16 protein-coding genes and 5 pseudogenes are annotated in these 16,192 nt (G+C 38.3%); 12 read left to right on the top strand and 9 right to left on the bottom strand.

Translation table 11 applies throughout. The annotated features are described in order from the left end of the window. Positions 1–111: 111 nt before the first annotated feature. Together QUF94_RS27920 and QUF94_RS27915 are read left to right on the top strand one after the other, a co-directional pair. Positions 112–1,344 (top strand): MFS transporter, encoded by a 1,233-nt coding sequence (locus QUF94_RS27920; protein WP_289318894.1) that lies wholly within the window; start codon positions 112–114, stop codon positions 1,342–1,344. 74 nt (positions 1,345–1,418) lie between these two features. Further along, entirely contained in the window at positions 1,419–1,970 is a 552-nt protein-coding gene (locus QUF94_RS27915; RefSeq protein WP_289318893.1) for a DapH/DapD/GlmU-related protein, read from the top strand. A 325-nt stretch (positions 1,971–2,295) separates the two neighbouring features. Here QUF94_RS27915 and QUF94_RS27910 read toward each other — a convergent pair. Next, positions 2,296–2,520: pseudogene (locus tag QUF94_RS27910) on the bottom strand (Tn3 family transposase); the annotation flags it as partial. A gap of 252 nt (positions 2,521–2,772) precedes the next feature. Between QUF94_RS27910 and QUF94_RS27905 the strand changes: the two are divergent. From QUF94_RS27905 to QUF94_RS27880, 6 genes and pseudogenes are all read left to right on the top strand, one after another. Next, positions 2,773–2,868 (top strand): annotated as a pseudogene (locus QUF94_RS27905) (PadR family transcriptional regulator); the annotation flags it as partial. Between the two features lie 470 nt (positions 2,869–3,338). After that, positions 3,339–3,659: pseudogene (locus tag QUF94_RS27900) on the top strand (PadR family transcriptional regulator). A gap of 62 nt (positions 3,660–3,721) precedes the next feature. Then, a pseudogene (locus tag QUF94_RS27895) lies at positions 3,722–3,995 on the top strand (DUF1048 domain-containing protein). A gap of 42 nt (positions 3,996–4,037) precedes the next feature. Continuing rightward, the gene (locus tag QUF94_RS27890) at positions 4,038–4,391 is read left to right on the top strand and encodes a DUF1048 domain-containing protein (RefSeq protein ID WP_289318892.1); all 354 of its coding nucleotides are present in this window, start codon (positions 4,038–4,040) and stop codon (positions 4,389–4,391) included. Beyond that, the gene (locus QUF94_RS27885) at positions 4,388–4,720 is read left to right on the top strand and encodes a DUF1048 domain-containing protein (protein ID WP_289318891.1); all 333 of its coding nucleotides are present in this window, start codon (positions 4,388–4,390) and stop codon (positions 4,718–4,720) included. The genes QUF94_RS27890 and QUF94_RS27885 overlap by 4 nt, the downstream gene beginning before the upstream one ends. Positions 4,721–5,321: 601 nt before the next feature. Beyond that, on the top strand, positions 5,322–5,702 hold the full coding sequence (locus tag QUF94_RS27880) for a winged helix-turn-helix transcriptional regulator (protein ID WP_289318890.1): 381 nt from the start codon (positions 5,322–5,324) through the stop codon (positions 5,700–5,702). Positions 5,703–5,736: 34 nt separating this feature from the next. Here the strand turns inward: QUF94_RS27880 and QUF94_RS27875 are convergent, their stop codons facing one another. Then, positions 5,737–6,810: an SDR family oxidoreductase gene (locus QUF94_RS27875; RefSeq protein WP_289318889.1), complete on the bottom strand. Its 1,074-nt coding sequence runs from the start codon at positions 6,808–6,810 to the stop codon at positions 5,737–5,739. Between the two features lie 624 nt (positions 6,811–7,434). On the opposite strand from QUF94_RS27875, the gene QUF94_RS27870 reads away from it, so the two are divergent. The 3 genes from QUF94_RS27870 to QUF94_RS27860 all read left to right on the top strand — a co-directional run bounded on the left by QUF94_RS27870 (position 7,435) and on the right by QUF94_RS27860 (position 10,276). Then, on the top strand, positions 7,435–8,517 hold the full coding sequence (locus QUF94_RS27870; protein WP_289318888.1) for a glycerophosphodiester phosphodiesterase: 1,083 nt from the start codon (positions 7,435–7,437) through the stop codon (positions 8,515–8,517). Between the two features lie 145 nt (positions 8,518–8,662). Continuing rightward, entirely contained in the window at positions 8,663–9,541 is an 879-nt protein-coding gene (locus tag QUF94_RS27865) for an endonuclease/exonuclease/phosphatase family protein (RefSeq protein WP_289318887.1), read from the top strand. Positions 9,542–9,790: 249 nt separating this feature from the next. Then, complete coding sequence (locus QUF94_RS27860; protein WP_289318886.1) at positions 9,791–10,276, top strand: peptidoglycan-binding domain-containing protein; 486 nt, start codon at positions 9,791–9,793, stop codon at positions 10,274–10,276. A gap of 289 nt (positions 10,277–10,565) precedes the next feature. On the opposite strand, the gene xerS is transcribed toward QUF94_RS27860, so the two are convergent. The 7 genes and pseudogenes from xerS to QUF94_RS27825 form a co-directional block, all read right to left on the bottom strand. After that, positions 10,566–11,693, bottom strand: coding sequence for a tyrosine recombinase XerS (gene xerS / locus QUF94_RS27855; protein WP_289318885.1), 1,128 nt, complete (start codon positions 11,691–11,693; stop codon positions 10,566–10,568). 127 nt (positions 11,694–11,820) lie between these two features. Further along, the gene (locus tag QUF94_RS27850) at positions 11,821–11,982 is read right to left on the bottom strand and encodes a hypothetical protein (RefSeq protein ID WP_289318884.1); all 162 of its coding nucleotides are present in this window, start codon (positions 11,980–11,982) and stop codon (positions 11,821–11,823) included. Positions 11,983–12,015: 33 nt separating this feature from the next. Beyond that, positions 12,016–12,357 (bottom strand): annotated as a pseudogene (gene hepT, locus QUF94_RS29185) (type VII toxin-antitoxin system HepT family RNase toxin). Then, positions 12,347–12,754, bottom strand: coding sequence for a type VII toxin-antitoxin system MntA family adenylyltransferase antitoxin (gene mntA, locus QUF94_RS27840; RefSeq protein WP_289318883.1), 408 nt, complete (start codon positions 12,752–12,754; stop codon positions 12,347–12,349). Before mntA ends, hepT begins: the two are co-directional and overlap by 11 nt. Positions 12,755–13,180: 426 nt before the next feature. Next, positions 13,181–13,861: a hypothetical protein gene (locus QUF94_RS27835; protein WP_289318882.1), complete on the bottom strand. Its 681-nt coding sequence runs from the start codon at positions 13,859–13,861 to the stop codon at positions 13,181–13,183. A gap of 401 nt (positions 13,862–14,262) precedes the next feature. Next, complete coding sequence (locus QUF94_RS27830) at positions 14,263–14,394, bottom strand: hypothetical protein (protein WP_289318881.1); 132 nt, start codon at positions 14,392–14,394, stop codon at positions 14,263–14,265. Between the two features lie 415 nt (positions 14,395–14,809). Then, the gene (locus QUF94_RS27825; protein ID WP_289318880.1) at positions 14,810–15,058 is read right to left on the bottom strand and encodes a hypothetical protein; all 249 of its coding nucleotides are present in this window, start codon (positions 15,056–15,058) and stop codon (positions 14,810–14,812) included. A gap of 615 nt (positions 15,059–15,673) precedes the next feature. On the opposite strand from QUF94_RS27825, the gene QUF94_RS27820 reads away from it, so the two are divergent. Next, positions 15,674–16,072: a beta/gamma crystallin domain-containing protein gene (locus tag QUF94_RS27820; protein WP_289318879.1), complete on the top strand. Its 399-nt coding sequence runs from the start codon at positions 15,674–15,676 to the stop codon at positions 16,070–16,072. The last annotated feature ends 120 nt before the right edge of the window (positions 16,073–16,192 follow it).

Here is a 16,192-nt window from a genome sequence, read left to right as displayed (position 1 = left end):
TTTATATGGATCACCAAGTCTTAGACTTGATCTCATGATGAATGGAACAAGAACGTAAAACAAATTGGAAAGTACAATTGAGCACCGAATAATTTAAAGCGAGGTTTGAATATGACAACATTCCTTTTAGTCATCATTTATTTGGCTTTTATTAGCTTAGGTTTACCTGATTCATTGTTGGGGGTAGCATGGCCTGTGATGCAATCTGACTATGGAGCCCAACTTGAGACTGCTGGATTACTTTTTATGACGATTGCAGGTGGTACAATTATTTCCAGTTTAGCCAGCGGAACGGTACTTAAACGGTTCGGAACTGGTAATGTAACATTTGTAAGTTGCTTAATGACTGCTGGAGCATTGCTAGGCTTTCATTTTGCTCCATCGCTAGTTTGGTTAATTGTATGTGCCATACCACTTGGATTAGGTGCAGGATCTGTTGATGCAGGATTAAACGATTATGTTGCTACACATTATAAGGCACACCATATGAGTTGGTTACATTGTTTTTGGGGCGTCGGTGCTACTTTTGGTCCTATAATTATGGCTCAGTTTATTTCAGAACAACATTCTTGGAGAAATGGTTATTTTGCAATCTCTGGAATTCAGTTCACTTTAACTGTAATACTTCTCTTCACTTTGCCCTTATGGAATAGAGTGAAAAAAAACAGCAACATCACCTTAAATGAAGAGCCGGAAGATTCAAAAGGTGTATTTTACAATGTAGATGGTAAACATGTAAAACCTTTACAAATTAAAGGAGTTAAACTGGCTCTGATCTCCTTCTTGTTTTATTGTGGGGTTGAATCAACAGTAGGTCTTTGGGGAAGTAGCTTTTTGGTAAATGTCAAGGAGTTACCGGTAGCGGTCGCTGCACAATGGGTTTCCTTATATTACGCAGGAATAACAGTGGGTAGATTTATTACAGGCTTTATTACCTTTAAAATGAGTAACCGCACTCTCATTCGGATGGGGCAAATATTAGCATTAGCTGGTGCCACACTTCTATTCCTACCATTGCCTTCCACTTTTTCGCTTGTAGGTTTTATTATGGTTGGACTAGGATTAGCACCGATATTTCCGTGTATGTTGCATGAAACTCCAACACGTTTTGGGAAGAAGCATTCCCAGACAATTATGGGCTATCAAATGGCTGTTGCCTATACAGGTAGTACTTTCATTCCACCTCTTCTTGGTTTCATTGCATCTCATTCAACAATAGGAATCTTCCCATTTTGTATTGCTGTTTTTGTTGCAGCAATGCTCCTAAGTTCAGAAAAATTAAATACCTTACTGACAAAGAAGGATTTATTAAAGAGGAAAGATAAAAGCTCAAAAGCATTTTAATCATGTAGGAATTCAATAGATAACAAAGTTGCTTATTTTATATCAAGGAAAAAAAGTATTAGGAGTGATTTATTATGAAAACTGAAAAAGAGAAAATGTTAGCTGGAGAATTATATACAGCAATGGATGAAGAGCTTAGTAAGGATCATATAAAAGCACAGGAAATACTTGCAGAATTTAATGTATCCTTAGTGGAAAACAAAAGCGACCTTTTAAAAAATTCATTTGGAAAAACTGGAGAAAATTTTTGTGTAAAACCAACTTTCCGTTGTGACTATGGTTACAACATCTATGTTGGAGAGAATTTTTTTGCAAATTACGATTGTATCATATTAGATGTTTGCAAAGTTACTATCGGAGAGAATTGTATGATCGGACCAAGAGTATCCATATATACTGCAACCCACCCTTTAGATGCAGAAACAAGAATAACAGGGTTGGAATATGGCAAGCCTGTTACCATCGGCAATAATGTTTGGATTGGTGGTAGTGCAGTAATAAACCCAGGAGTAACGATAGGAGACAATGTTGTTATTGCGTCAGGTGCAGTAGTAACTAAAGATGTAACAGACAACGTTGTAGTTGGGGGTAACCCTGCGAAAATACTTAAACAAATTGAAGGATAAAATTGCACAATGATTTTCAAGCAGAAAGAATTAATTACAAGTAAAGTGATTGCATATACTGATAGACGAGTTCAACAGTGCCAAAAATTCAGGATGCTTATCACCACCTAAAGAGTGGAAACTTAATTACAAAGGCTAGAATTTAATTATTAAAACTGACAAGCAAACAGATTTTTGGCAAAAAACACATTATGGTTTTCAGCTGATAATGGACATTTTTATACAATGGGGTACCGTCAACAAAACGCGAATTTACAACGTTAAGGGGATCTGGATACAAAAATAGCCGATTTTCACCACGTTAAGGATGTAAACGGCTTTAGGACTATTCTTGATTTAAGGACTGCAATGATTCTAAGTTGGTAATTCCTTTTGGATCGAAGCGATACTCTCCAAGGAAGTTGATATGTTCCCATCCTAATGGAGATATATGCTTTAATAAATCCTCCCGTAACATTCCTTTACTTTGAAGTAATTCGGTAGCTTTACCTAGATAAACTGTATTCCATACACTAATTGCATTAGTCAAGATGTTTAAAGCACTTGCACGAAGGAAAATAATTTTACAGGGGATGTGCTTTATACTGAACTAGATAATGCGTCTGAAAATTTGTATCAAAACTGATTTCTCCCGTATTGAGAAATCGGTTTTTTCATAAAAACTGCCTTAAATGCTTAGACTTAGCAAGTTTAAAGCTGCCCAAATAAATGATATGAATAAAATTAATTGACACATTTCCTTATACTTAGTAATACTATATACTATTACTAAGTAATACTGATTAGTTTGTAAGGAGGATATATGAAACATTTAACGGAAATGCTTAAGGGAGTTCTTGAAGGTGTGGTGCTCCAAAAGATTCAAACAGGAGAAACCTATGGTTATGAATTTACTAAGTGAGCCAGTTCCTTCTCTTACATCTAGTTGATGATGCTTTTTGTCAGTTCCGCATTTGTTCCTGTAGATGGAATGCCCAAGGTAGTACGCCTATTCGCAGAAAATCAACCTATGACACCAATTATTCAAACAATCAGAAATCTATTTAATTCACATGCTGTTGGAAACGATTTGTGGGTGTCTTGGCTGGATGGAGCTAATCATTATGATTTCATATTTATATGGAATGAAAGCTTATAGGAGAGTATAAGCACCTCAAAATTTGTAAGGGAGTAAACATTTTAGGGAGGGGGATAGAAAAATTGACAAAGATAGTACTCTTTGTTATTATATAGTGGTAGTAAGTAATACTGAATATCTGTTACACAAAATAGCTGATTCACAAAAGAGTAATTCAAAAATTTTAACTCACTATTCTGTAATACAGATTATTGTCATCACAAAGTACTAATAAGAAAGAAGTAAAAAATATGAATAAAATCACAGAAATGCTTAAAGGTGTGCTTGAGGGCTGCGTGCTAGAAATTATCAGCCGTGGCGAAACCTACGGCTATGAAATCACGCAGCAGCTGCGAGCACTGGGCTTTAGCGACATTGTGGAGGGAACAGTTTACACCATCACGATGCGGCTCGAAAAAAATAAACTCGTGGATATTGAGAAAAAGTCATCCACGATGGGCCCACCGCGCAAATTTTATCGGCTCAATGAAGCTGGCCAGTAAGAACTAGGAATTTCCTGGGCCAAATGGAACTTTATCTCAATCAAACTAAACGAATTAAAAGCAAAATAAAGGAGAATAAACATGAGTATTTTCGCTAAAATCCTTGGGGATTTTAGCAAGCATGGAGTGAAATGGAAAACCACGCAAAAGCCTTACCTGAAGACTACTACAACGCCTACAACGCGATGCAAAAATATCTTTGGAACTCTGGCGGCGTGATGGATTGGCAAGAAACGATATTCGTCTTTAATCACATCATCGACCTTCTTGAAGAAGCCGCAGCCGATGGCAAGCGCGTTAAAAGTTACTGGCAACGACGTAGCAGCCTTCTGTGATGCTCTCGTCATTGATGCAAACTCGTGGGTTAATAAGCAACGTCATAAACTGAACGATACGATTAAATAATAGAACTTTGCTGAACAGCTTAGTATCTTAAAGGAGACTACAATGAACTTTTTAGAAAAAATAACCGGCAGCGATATGACTAAAGAAATGAAAGGTTTTGAAGCACGAGCAAAAGTCTTGCCAGCTGAATATCAAACTGCTTGGAAAGAAATTATAAGTAATCTCTGGATTCACGGAGATTTCACCGGTCGTAATCTGATGCCGATTCTTGACAGTGCTCTTGAACTGCTTGAAGTTACATCAGCAGACGGCCAGAGCGTCGAAGAAGTACTAGGAGATGATATCAAAGGCTTCTGCACAGCGCTTGTTGGTGACGAAGGCGCAAAAACTTTTAGAGATAAATGGCGTGACCAACTCAACAAGAACGTAGCAAGAAAATTAGGAGGACTGAAATGAGTATCAAAAAAATCATCGAAGGCAAAAAAGAATGGAGAGCACATGTTTCGCGTGTTAAAGCGCTTCCACAAGATTACCAAATTGTCTATAAAGAGATCCAAAAATATCTCTTCAAAGTCGGTCCTGTTGAGCTAAACGAAGGTATCGGACTGCTCTCGGAAATTCTCAGCTTCTTTGAAGAAGGCGCAGCTGCTGGGAAAGGTGTGCTTGAAGTCACAGGAACAGACGTTGCTGCTTTCTGCGATGCACTGATTGAAGATTCAAAAACTTACGCTGATCTCTATCAAGAATCGGTCAATCAAAAAGTCGATAAGGCTATGAAAAAATAGAAGGAACGTAGTACTTGACGGAAAAATTCAATCGAACTTTTGCCTAAGTACTGCGCTAACCTCCCAATCTCTCAGTGATATAAATGAGAGATTGGGATTTTTAATACTGGAATATCCTTTACGTTGTAAATCCGCGTTTTACTGGCGGTACCCCTTATGGAACTACCATGAAAATAAGTTTCTTTAAAAATGAAAAATGACAATACTTAAAAAGACCCTGCTCAATCGTTTAAAAAAAAGAGGAGAGCGTTAATTAATTAGTCTATAGATTAGGGTTGACTGGATTAAGGTCAGTATCAGTATTGACACTTCCTAACCATTTTCATTCTTTGTGGTGAATTGCCGATTTTTGCGATTCATGGATGGCTAACGGGGCAGGTTAACTGAAGAGTGCTGTTTGATCTTTGTTCAAGGGCGATATTCTTGAATAAGAGAAGGGATTATTCGTAAGTAACCGAACTATTAGTTATACAATTAACGTGGTCTGGATAGCGCAATATTTTGTATAATGTTCAAAGACGGACATTTAATGTCTCCAATTCATCGGATGTTTACCAGTGACCTGTGTCAAAATATTAGGAGAAGGGAGCCAAGGTGTGTAATGAAGAACCCTGATAAGATTTACAACACTGCCGTAGAGGCAACTTTAGAGGTAATTGGAGGAAAGTGGAAACCTGTGATTCTCTTTCATCTAACATTTGGCAAGAAACGTAACAATGAATTGAAAAGCTTGATACCCGAAATTACTCAAAAAATGTTAACGCAGCAACTTCGGGAGCTAAAAGAGGAAGGTGTCGTCTTACGCATTTCTTATAATCAGGTTCCACCAAAAGTCGAGTATGAGTTGACAGACTACGGCTGGAGTCTAAAGGAGATCCTGCATCTGATGTGTAGGTGGGGGGATTCGCATATAGAGAGAAAGTATAGAGGAAGGGCTACCCTTCTGGCCAATCCACAGCTTGAAGACGCACAGAACATATAAGAAGCGGGCCTTGTATACAAGGCCCGCTTTGCGTTTATGGGATGACTTTGCGTTTCCGAAAGTCGTCGAAGATGTTCATAAACATCGCTTCGGTATCCACGTATTCGTGAAAACCAAAGCGACGGGCCTTAGTTCCGTCGGCGAAGAAATCGTAATCCCAAGAGAACACGAAATCACCGAATTTCCAGGATGATAGGTCTTTATAGGAATGACCAGCAAGCCCATGATTATCGACCATTTTGTTCCAAAGTGGCTCCTTGTCCGCCATGACAACGTCCAGTGACATCTGCAGCGGAGGCGCCGTCTCCAAGCCGAAATAGTGCGCTATCTTCGGCCATAATTCATTCCACCGGAACAGATCACCGTTCGTGATGTTAAATGCCTGATTGGCACAACGTTCTTCAGTCGCCGCCCATACTGTTGCCTTCGCGAGAAGCCCCGCATCCGTCATCTCCAAGAGACTGTCGTAAGCACCAGGCTTGCCGGGAAACCGCAGCGGAAGTCCAAGCTCCTTCGAAATTGAGGCGTAGATCGCAATAACCATGGCGAGATTCATCGGATTTCCAAGCGAGAAGCCACAGACTACAGAAGGACGGAGCGCCGACCAAGTCCAAGCCTTACCTTTTTGCCTTTGTTCTAAGAAATCTTGCTGATCAACATTGAACTCGGGCGGCATATGATTAGCATCTGTCTCACGGGCAGGCGTCTTGAATGGGCCGAGATGTGCTCCGTATACCTTGTAACCTTGCATCAAACTGACATGTTTTAAGCCAGGGGCGATTGGTTCGATCGCCTCTACGGTGTTCACTAGCATGGCGAGGTTGGGAGGAACAAGTTCGGCCCAAGTTGGACGGTCCTGATAGGCGGCATAGAAGATATGTGTTACCTCAGTTAAACAGCCTAGCTTCTCGCGGGTGTCGTCAATATTGAGCAAATCCGCAGCAACATACCGTACACGGCCGTCAGAATCTCCGCCTCTACGTGATACGCCAATCACGTCCCAATCAGGGAGGGTAATTAGGTGATTAATGAGGTTACGACCGATGACACCATTTGCGCCTACGACCAAGGCGACTTTGCGTGTGCGTGTTTGAGGTACATTATTCATAGTGTTCCAGCTCCTTCTATACTGTGCTTAGTTCACTATTATTTTGCATCAAGGAACCACACTTGAGAAGTAAGCACTTTGAAGTGTCATAAGCACTTTTTTGTAATCCAGCAGTACTCATAAGACAAATCCTCGGTGTTAAAAACATATAAACCTCAAAAAATCATTATAGGAATTGTTTGAAAATGTAATGATTATTCAACCCCGTTTTTTTCTTTATCCTCTCCTAAACACCAACGTTAATTTATTTTTCAAAATAGATCAGAATGCTGAAAATGCTCATTACTACGAGAGAGAAACGGATTTACTGATGTTCTGGGAAGATCTTCAACAATTGGGCGCGATTTTTTAGTAAGAATCGCTTTTTCTATAGAACAAACGGGGAAGTTAGTTTAGGAAATCTCCCGAAAAAAATGTATTTACTACTATTATTTTACGTTTCTATTAATTATGACGATTAAATTATTTGTTCAAAGCTTACAATAAAACCTCTACCTATAAACGGATTTCTATTATTCTCTTTAATTTTACCTTTCTTTATTCTATCTTAACATCTACGTATATGAGGATTTACACTTTCCATCTATTCTTAAAAATGTACCGGATAAATAAGGAGTGGAGTAAATGGGAAAAAAAAAGACCTTAGCCGCAGTGATTGCTGCACTTATGATGTTTTCAGCACAGCCTGCTTTGGCTGATATTGAGTCAGACCGTTCTGATAGTTGGAGCTTCGGTCCAAAGACCTTTGACCTTCAGGCACACCGCGGGGGAATGGGGCTTACTGTCGAGTCGACTATTGCATCGTTCTCCCATGCACTAGAAATGGGTGTGAATACACTTGAGCTTGACGTGCAAATCACAGAGGACCACCAGGCTGTTGTCACGCATGATCGCAAAATATCAGGAAGAAATTGTAAGGATACAACCCCTGCTTTCGCTGGTGACCAAGAGTTCCCATACGTAGGCAAGTATATAAAGGACCTAACTCTTGCTCAGATCCGTACGATGGATTGTGGTACAAATACCAAGCCTGAATACCCAGATCAGCAACCGAGCCCAGGCGCTAAAATGCCGTTGCTAAGCGAGGTTATCGACCTTGTGAAGCACTACAAAGCCAAGAAGGTGTGGATGAACATTGAGACAAAGGTAGAGGCTGGTGCATCTTGGGAGACAGCTCCACGTGAAGAGTTCGTACAAATCGTCGCTCAACACGTTCGCGAGGCAGGATTGCTTGACCGCGTTTCAATTCAAAGCTTTGACTGGGGCGCGCTTATGCGTATGAAAGAGGTAGAGCCAAGCTTACCTGTCGTTGCACTGACCAATGGTCCGCAATTCTTACAGCCAGGCCAACCGGGGGCTTCTCCGTGGCTGGGTGGAATCGACATCGATGACTTCGGTGGAGACCTTGTGGCGGCAGCCAAATCGTTTGGCGCGGATGCAATCTCTCCTGTTCACGGATTCCCACAAAACGGAAAAATTACTGACGAGAACTACGTACCTTATGTAACAAAGGGCATGGTGGAGGCTGCGCACAAGTCTGGCATGAAGGTCATCCCGTGGTCAATCAACGATATGCCAACGATGAATAAGCTTATTGACGACGGAGTCGACGGAATCATCACCGACTACCCAGACCGTCTGCGTGAGGTCATGGAAGAGCGTGGATTCGAACTGCCTAAGGGGTATAAGGCACCGAAAAGTTATTAAATATTAAAGATTAAATAATTCAATGAAATCAGTTTTAGAGAAAATCTATTTATTTAATAAAGTAAGCCACCAAGTTTTAATATTTCGACAATAAAAATTTTATACTCTAAAAATAGTTAATAGAAAACTTTGAGAGGTGTTAGCCTTGTTTAAAAAATTATTTATTTTATTGCTGTCCATGATTCCAATGTTCTCGTACAGTAGTGAAACTCATGCCACAGAACTACCAATGTTTGAAAGGGGTAATGAGACTGACATTAAAGTTATGGCTTATAATATTCATCATGGAGAGGGAACAGATGCCATTTTGGATTTGAAAAGAATTGCAGACATTATTAAAACATCGGGTGCTGATATCATTGGTTTGCAAGAAGTAGATAATCATTTTTCCGAGCGAAGTAATTTCGAAGATCAAGCGAAATGGTTGGCAACTTACTTAGGAATGCATTATGCATATGGTGCAAATCTTGACTATGAACCTTTACAAGAAGGAGAACACCGTCGCCAATACGGAACGGCCGTGTTAAGTAAATATCCTATCCTTTCTGCCGAAAATCATATGCTCACCAATATTCCATATCCAGTAAACCCTACTGAGCAACGCGGTCTATTGGATACTGTGATTAACGTGAGAGGAAATCATATTCACTTTTACAATACGCATCTTGACAATAAAAGAGCCGAACAGAGGGATTTACAAATCAGGGAGATACTTGACATTGCAAAACAAAAAGAAGGAACAAGTATCTTTGTAGGAGACTTCAATGCTACACCTGAAAGCTCAGAAATTCTAAAGATGTCTGCACAATATAATGACGTATTTGCTGAACTCGGTCAAAATGAAGACTTTACCATACCAGTAGATAAACCAGATCGTCGCATCGACTATATTTTTACTTCTGAAGATGTCAAGATTAGGACTGGGGAAGTTATATACACTAATGCATCTGATCATTTACCAATTACTGCAGAGTTAGTACTGAAAAAAAATTCGCCATTTAATAACGGGATAGGCAATAACTAACCCATAATAAGGACTACCTATCCCTGATTATTGTGAATATGAGACCCATTCAGTAAAGAAACTGAATGGGTTTTTTATTAGGTGCAATTTTTAAATAACTACAAATATATAATTGATCCTATTTATGTGTTCATTCAGGTGACACTGTTTGTTTAGTTCAAAACAGGACATTGGTAGGAAGGGGAATATAAAATAGGAGGGGAAATAGTAAGGTAGTGTGGAGGCACAAAAAAAGAGGGAGATGGCGGTATGAAGAAATTACTTTCTAGTTTGGTAGTATTAGTAATGGCCCTAGGGATATCTTTTTCCACCGCTTCAGCATCTGCTGGAGGTTTTCACCACCCAGAAAGCTGGGATAAAAACTCTATTTTGCGGAAGGACACTCATGGGGTAGAGGTCAGAAATATGCAGTATATCCTGAATGTCATGGGTTTTTATACGGATTCAGCAGTGGTTGATGTTGATGGGATTTTTGGGCCGAAAACCGAAGCGGGTGTAAAGAAATATCAAAAAGAAAACAACCTGAAAGTGGATGGTGTGGTTGGCCCACGGACGTGGGATAGCTTCTCACAATACATTAAGAAGACTGGCAATGAAACATATGGAGCAGGCGGAAACATGGGTCTCAGAATGAAATGGAAGTACGACAATTCTTCCTATACATCCGGCTCTAAAGCCTATATTTACGGTAATGGAGATACATTAAGCGACCAATATCGCTTGTATGCGAATTAAAATACAGGATGGCCCTAACATATGAAAAACGTGTCTAAATAGGCACGTTTTTATTTTTTGCTTTCACGAGTTGTATGTTGTATCTCCCAATTTACTCCTTGCTTTCGTTCAGTTGGTCCTTGATTGATTTTAGGTGAACTTTTTAATGTCATGGTCAAACTTCGTAAAGAATGCCCTTCTCATAATCGAGAGGGGCATTTTTATAAAGCAAGTCGTCCTGAATTATAGGTCTAACCTTATTGGCTATACATTCTAATTAAAATAATAAAGAAATCTTCTCCTTTTTCATTTAATCCTTTTCACGATAATTGGTTCTTCGCTCTCCCAGCTGTTTTGCAGCCTTTTTAGCCTTCTCCTGCTCAGGGTTTGTGTATAGGGCAGCCGTGGTGGTTGAAGTATGACCAAGTTGAGTCATCAGTAAATGGATGTCTCCTGACTGCTCCATTAAGTTGGTCCCATAAGTATGTCTAAGTTTGTGTGGGGACATTGATTTATTGGTCTTAAATGCCTTCGTATATTTCTTAACTAGGGCCTCGATGGCACGGTTGGAAAGAGGGGTCGCTCCATCATTCACCCTAGTCAAGAATACATAAGCAGTATCATCGTTTGATCCGCTATAACGCTCCGTTCGTATAGCTAGGTAGTCTTTTATGTCCTGCATAGACGGAGGAGAGACTGCCACAACATCCTTTTTTCCACCCTTACGTAAAACATGTATTTGTTTTTCCTCGAAATCCAAGTCTCGTAGCCTTAAGTTGGATAACTCGTTCACCCGAATTCCGCTTCCTAAGAAGAGGGATAAGATCGCAAAATCACGTTCCTTGTCCCTTTTAAAATAAATGAGTTTCCTGGACTTTTCAGGTAGTTCCTTTTCATAGTTATGCTTCACGAATTCAAGAAACCGAGCATCCTCATCATTGTGGAAAATCTTTGTCGATATTCTGGAAGCCCGCGCCCCCAAAGTCTCTTTCACTTTATTCACTTCAATTTTCAACATGACATTTCGGTAGAAGTAAGGTTCGCCGTCGTCATTTTCTGTCTGTGTCGTTAAATACTTGAAAAGGGAACGTAATGCTGAAATTTTCCGATTGACGGATACTTTTTCCGCTTTTTTTGTTTCCTTCTTATTGATAGGGATATTTCTCCGTTCCAAAAATTTTATAAAGGATTGGGCTTCAATCAACTTCAACTTTTCCAGCACTGTCAGAGGGATATCCTTAATATGCTCCTGCTCAGCAATGCCTTCAGATATCAGCCACTCCAAAAATAATTTATAATCAAGAACGTAATTCAAGAGGGTGGAAGGGGACCGGGTATCCAATTTATTGTCAACATATTCAACGATATAGAAAGGCATGGACTTAACCAGCTGTTCCAACTTCTGCTCATGAACTTGATGTTGTCTGGTGTTAGCCATTGGTCGACTCCTTTTAAGTTGATTTTTGCGTAAAATTCAATTTTTACGCATAGTTGTTTACATAATAATATTATGTGTTGTCAAATACCTAACGTAAAAGTCCATGTAGGGATATGACTGAATTGAATTAACATTTCACAGGAACTTTCACATATTCATATTTTTCTGGATATTGAAGTTTAAGCTTTTCGATAGCAGCTTCAGCAGCATCTTTCGTTTCAAAAACTTCATCTAACTTGATTGTTTCTTTTTTCGTATGGAGATCAAAAACTCGTATTATGTATTTCATCATAAAACTCCTTTATCATAATTTAAGGATTTGTTATGTATAGTCGATAAAATCTCCTAGATGGTTTTCAACAATTTCTGTAAAATGTCTATATTCACCGTCTGGTAATCATGAACAGCCATGTTCCTGAAACCCACCATAGCCTTTAATCGTTTGACCGTATTTTCGTCATTAATTAAAGCCTTGGGATTGCCTCAAACGCATCTTTGCTGGTTTGAGGCAATCCCAATTTCTGTTCAGCTACAATATGCATAGCCAAGTCAAGTGACGCTTCACATGCCCTTTGAATATTGAGGTTTGATCGAGTCTTGTCTTTTAGACTTCCAGCATCGTTGGCATGAACCTGATTTTGTTCAAAATGACATCATTCTTTATAAATGGTCCCACTTTCTTCTATTTTTTTTAAGATATTTTCGCGTTCCTCATTCAATTTAGCGTACATGCTAAGAGTAGTCATTTGTTGGTTTTTAAGTAGTTTGTCATCTTTTGAATAAATCACAGTACCGGTTGTATAAATCTGTGCCTGAAAAACGGTTGATGCTGTCTTCAGATTAACCAGGTCCACATCTATTTTAAGGATATCAGCTAGTTCCTGAGCCAATAAAAATATCTCGTATGTAAAATGTGAAGAATCTTGACTGTAGAACGCCACATCAATGTCACTGTCTCTATGTGTAGTGTTCTTCGAGTAAGAACCAAACACGATAATAAAGGAAGGATCTATTTTGCCTATTAGGAATTCTTGAATACTTTGAAACATCTCTGTTTTCATAAGACACGCTCCCTCATGATAATATGAATATTATACCAAACGTCCATTCTTATGTCCATTTATTCGTAAAATAGATATTTTACGCAAAATTGACTCACTTCTTTATTTTACCTTTGGTATATCCCTTCTTTGATTTTTTACTTGAACCGAAGCTAAAGTAAAAGTTCTACCAAAATGATGGCCAAGAAGCATAAATATGTCGCTCAAAAAGTGGCAACTCATTAAGAGGTAAAAAAGATAAATAAATCTAAACATAAAAAAGCACTAATCCCTTGGGAAATGGTGCTTCTTTTTTTACTTATTATGATCTATGTCAACTTGAATGCCCAATAATTTAATCTTGTTAGATTCGTCTGTAAGTACAACTCGTGTGTTTTTTTCTATAATATTTATATATTCTTCCTTAGTCATTAAAATTTCTTATGGTCACAGAATTTTACCTTTTCTTAAGTAATTTTCGAAATAATCAGGGATCACCAGGTTTGTTGGCGATGGAATTGGTTCAATTTTCAAAACTTCATACTCCTGATTTGTAGGGAGAACCTTAATTCTAAAAATATTTTCTGTATGACGGCCAGGTTTATTCCATAACTCCTCATAAGAAGTAATAGAGGAATCAAATACCATAAACATTTTATACTGCCGCCCAGTTCTATTTAGTTTTTTAAAATCTCCATAATTAACGATAAGCGTATGCGGAAGTAAATACACATCTAGCCCCACATAGTACCAAATTTGCCTTGAATGTGCTGCTAGGAGAATATCTGAGAATTCTGGCATGCTAATTGATGCCCCTAGCAGGCTACACAATTGCCTGTATAACAAATAACCGTTCTCTTTAACCCAATCTTTTAATATTTTGGCATTATTTTTATCCAATTCTTTGGGACAGAAATGCCGATATAAGGCACTATTTGCCTGTACTGTAGCGCACCTGGAGTTATCAGGGTGTCTAAAGTGAGTAGTTCTTTTACTTGTAGCAGAAGCGACTATTGAAAGCTGACTATAACATACTTTACACACCGGAATTTCATATCTGAATTTTTGGATCCATTCGTCAGCAGTAATACTTTGACCTAAGGCTTCATTCCAATTTGTCTTGCTCATTTATCTATCCTCCATTTATGTATAATTTTTGTTCTAGATATGAATATTATACCAAACATTCATTCTCGTATATTTCACGCAAAGATTAATAATATAATTTGCCAAACTCTCTTCCTCATCATAAATCTAGAGCTTATGTAAAAGATGGTTTCAATTAGGCAGTAACTCTAGGACAAAAGGAAACTATCTTATATTTATAGAGATCACTTTTAACATTATATATTCTAACGAGGTGTATGGTCTTGAATATGACCTTCTTTTTCGAGTGATAAATCAATAAAGAGAACTGATGTCGATATATCAGTTCTCTAGTAAAAAAAATTTTCTATATTCTTTATTTGTTATATGAGAAGAAATTTATAGTGGAATCAAAAAAAATCAGTCCCTACTGAACCTTCCCATTATTCTTTCTTATCATTATTCTCTTGGTTATTCTTTGCAGAAATTCGTCTTTGATTGGCTTTCGTCTCAGCATTCACATGGTTTGCATCATTTGGTTTATTTTTTTTAGAACCTCTTGCATCATTACTCATACTTATTCACCTCCCGTGGCAGCTTATATACGTATGTTAGCTTACTCTTGCCACCAAATTTTATACGCCTCACCTGGATGTAGTACATCGCTAACTAGCATTAAGACATCCCGTACAGACAGCAGACAACATTATTTCAATCACACAAAACGAGCAAACCCGTTTAGAGTCCGCTCTTGTAATGATTCAAAAATATCCCCATCAAAACTTATATCCTTTCGATGCTCAAATTCAATTGCACCCTATTCACTACGTGAAAACCGAAAGAGGTCCTTATAAATGAATACAGAAGTAGTAGCGTTACAAATACTCGTTTAATCGCAGGATTTCATCACCCTTGAACCTCAGTGCAAAAGATCTTTAATAAAAGGATAGTTGTAACTATCCTTTCTGTGCCTAATTTTTTGTCCGCTTATCAAAAGTAATCCTCAAAGTTCAATAAAATGGCTTTCATAGCTTGGCTTAAGTTTCCCTTTTCTTTAATCCTTTTCAGAAAGTCCATGAATAAAATCACCAGTAAATCCTCGACCTTCAACTCTTCCATCAAGTATGGGGAAATGTCGTGCAGGAATACCTCCCCCCGGTAAATCTCCGACTCCTTTATTCGAAGGGTAATCTCTGCTCGTTTTTCTTCTGAGGTCACCTCGATTTCTTCAGTTCGCAATGTATCCGTATGTATAGACCCTATTCACTCAACAGTTTTCACCGTACACGCCCTTACCTAAAGGCTTGTCCTCTACATAAAGCCACCCCTATGCGACAAGCTGAACGTGTTCCCTAGCACCGTAATGCTAATGGCTACCACCCGAACCTTTTAAGGTTGTTCTCACCTTCCCCCAACAGATGAATAGGAATCCATTGAGGGTTGCCCACTTTGTAAGAGTATACTAGGTACTCTCTGCACGAACGTAGGCTATCCAATCAGTTTTTAAGGTGCTTTCAGGCATTTGCACCTGAACAGTTCACAAAAAAAGACGCTACCCCAATAACCTGTCAGCTTACCAAGTTAAAGAGATAACGCCTTTTGTTAAACTGTTAAACAATGCTTTTGATTTTTCTTCTTCAACTAACGAAAAAACGCTAGTTCACATAATCACGCTTATGGTGATTTAGCAGATTTATAATAATAAAAAACCACTGGTATTAGATTTTTTTAAAAGACTCTTTCATAAGGGTCTTTTTTTACTTATCATTTTTGAAAAATAAATCAGGTGGATAAATTTTGGGTATTTGCACATTTTCCATAGACAATCATCTAAAACTTTTATAGCTAAATATAATGAATATTAAAACGGTTGACACAGGCAATAAAAAAAGTATTGGAGAGATGATTATGTATTATAATCCGTATAATTATTTCCCAGATGTTTATAGTGATTTAGATGTTAGACAAGGTATCAACACATTCTTTGAACATATAAACGAAACTGGTTTGTCTTTTACAATAAATTCAGGAAACAATTTGCCATTTTTAGGAGATTTTTGGAACGACAGGCTTTCTTCTGTAAGAGTTGCACCTAGGACTGTTGTACTTTTGTATGAGCACAGAGATTTCGGAGGTCGGAACATCTCACTGGTAAATAGAGGAATTCTCCCCGAGTTTTCAATATTCACACCGCACCTGTATTTTTTAATGACCAAACTTCATCGATTCGAACTTTTCGAATTTGCTAAATAATAATAAAAATGCCCTCGTTATCGATCCTGAGGGCATTCCAAATGAAGGACTATTAATATGCAATTGGAGAGAATTTAATGTTTTATAATCCGTATAATTATTACCCAGATGTTTATAGTG

It is taken from the genome of Peribacillus sp. NJ4 (assembly GCF_030348345.1).
Taxonomy (GTDB): domain Bacteria; phylum Bacillota; class Bacilli; order Bacillales; family DSM-1321; genus Peribacillus.
The sequence above is the reverse complement of the archived record's forward strand: the minus strand, read 5'-3'. Positions and strand labels throughout refer to the sequence as shown.

Excerpts from the sequence above, each read along its gene's own strand:
- QUF94_RS27890 (WP_289318892.1), top strand. The coding sequence starts at position 4,038 with ATGAACTTTTTAGAAAAAATAACCGGCAGCGATATGACTAAAGAAATG.
- QUF94_RS27820 (WP_289318879.1), top strand. The coding sequence starts at position 15,674 with ATGAATATTAAAACGGTTGACACAGGCAATAAAAAAAGTATTGGAGAG.
- xerS (WP_289318885.1), bottom strand. The coding sequence starts at position 11,693 with ATGGCTAACACCAGACAACATCAAGTTCATGAGCAGAAGTTGGAACAG.
- QUF94_RS27850 (WP_289318884.1), bottom strand. The coding sequence starts at position 11,982 with ATGAAATACATAATACGAGTTTTTGATCTCCATACGAAAAAAGAAACA.
- QUF94_RS27885 (WP_289318891.1), top strand. The coding sequence starts at position 4,388 with ATGAGTATCAAAAAAATCATCGAAGGCAAAAAAGAATGGAGAGCACAT.
- QUF94_RS27920 (WP_289318894.1), top strand. The coding sequence starts at position 112 with ATGACAACATTCCTTTTAGTCATCATTTATTTGGCTTTTATTAGCTTA.
- QUF94_RS27830 (WP_289318881.1), bottom strand. The coding sequence starts at position 14,394 with ATGAGTAATGATGCAAGAGGTTCTAAAAAAAATAAACCAAATGATGCA.
- QUF94_RS27880 (WP_289318890.1), top strand. The coding sequence starts at position 5,322 with ATGAAGAACCCTGATAAGATTTACAACACTGCCGTAGAGGCAACTTTA.
- mntA (WP_289318883.1), bottom strand. The coding sequence starts at position 12,754 with ATGAAAACAGAGATGTTTCAAAGTATTCAAGAATTCCTAATAGGCAAA.
- QUF94_RS27875 (WP_289318889.1), bottom strand. The coding sequence starts at position 6,810 with ATGAATAATGTACCTCAAACACGCACACGCAAAGTCGCCTTGGTCGTA.
- QUF94_RS27835 (WP_289318882.1), bottom strand. The coding sequence starts at position 13,861 with ATGAGCAAGACAAATTGGAATGAAGCCTTAGGTCAAAGTATTACTGCT.
- QUF94_RS27870 (WP_289318888.1), top strand. The coding sequence starts at position 7,435 with ATGGGAAAAAAAAAGACCTTAGCCGCAGTGATTGCTGCACTTATGATG.
- QUF94_RS27860 (WP_289318886.1), top strand. The coding sequence starts at position 9,791 with ATGAAGAAATTACTTTCTAGTTTGGTAGTATTAGTAATGGCCCTAGGG.
- QUF94_RS27915 (WP_289318893.1), top strand. The coding sequence starts at position 1,419 with ATGAAAACTGAAAAAGAGAAAATGTTAGCTGGAGAATTATATACAGCA.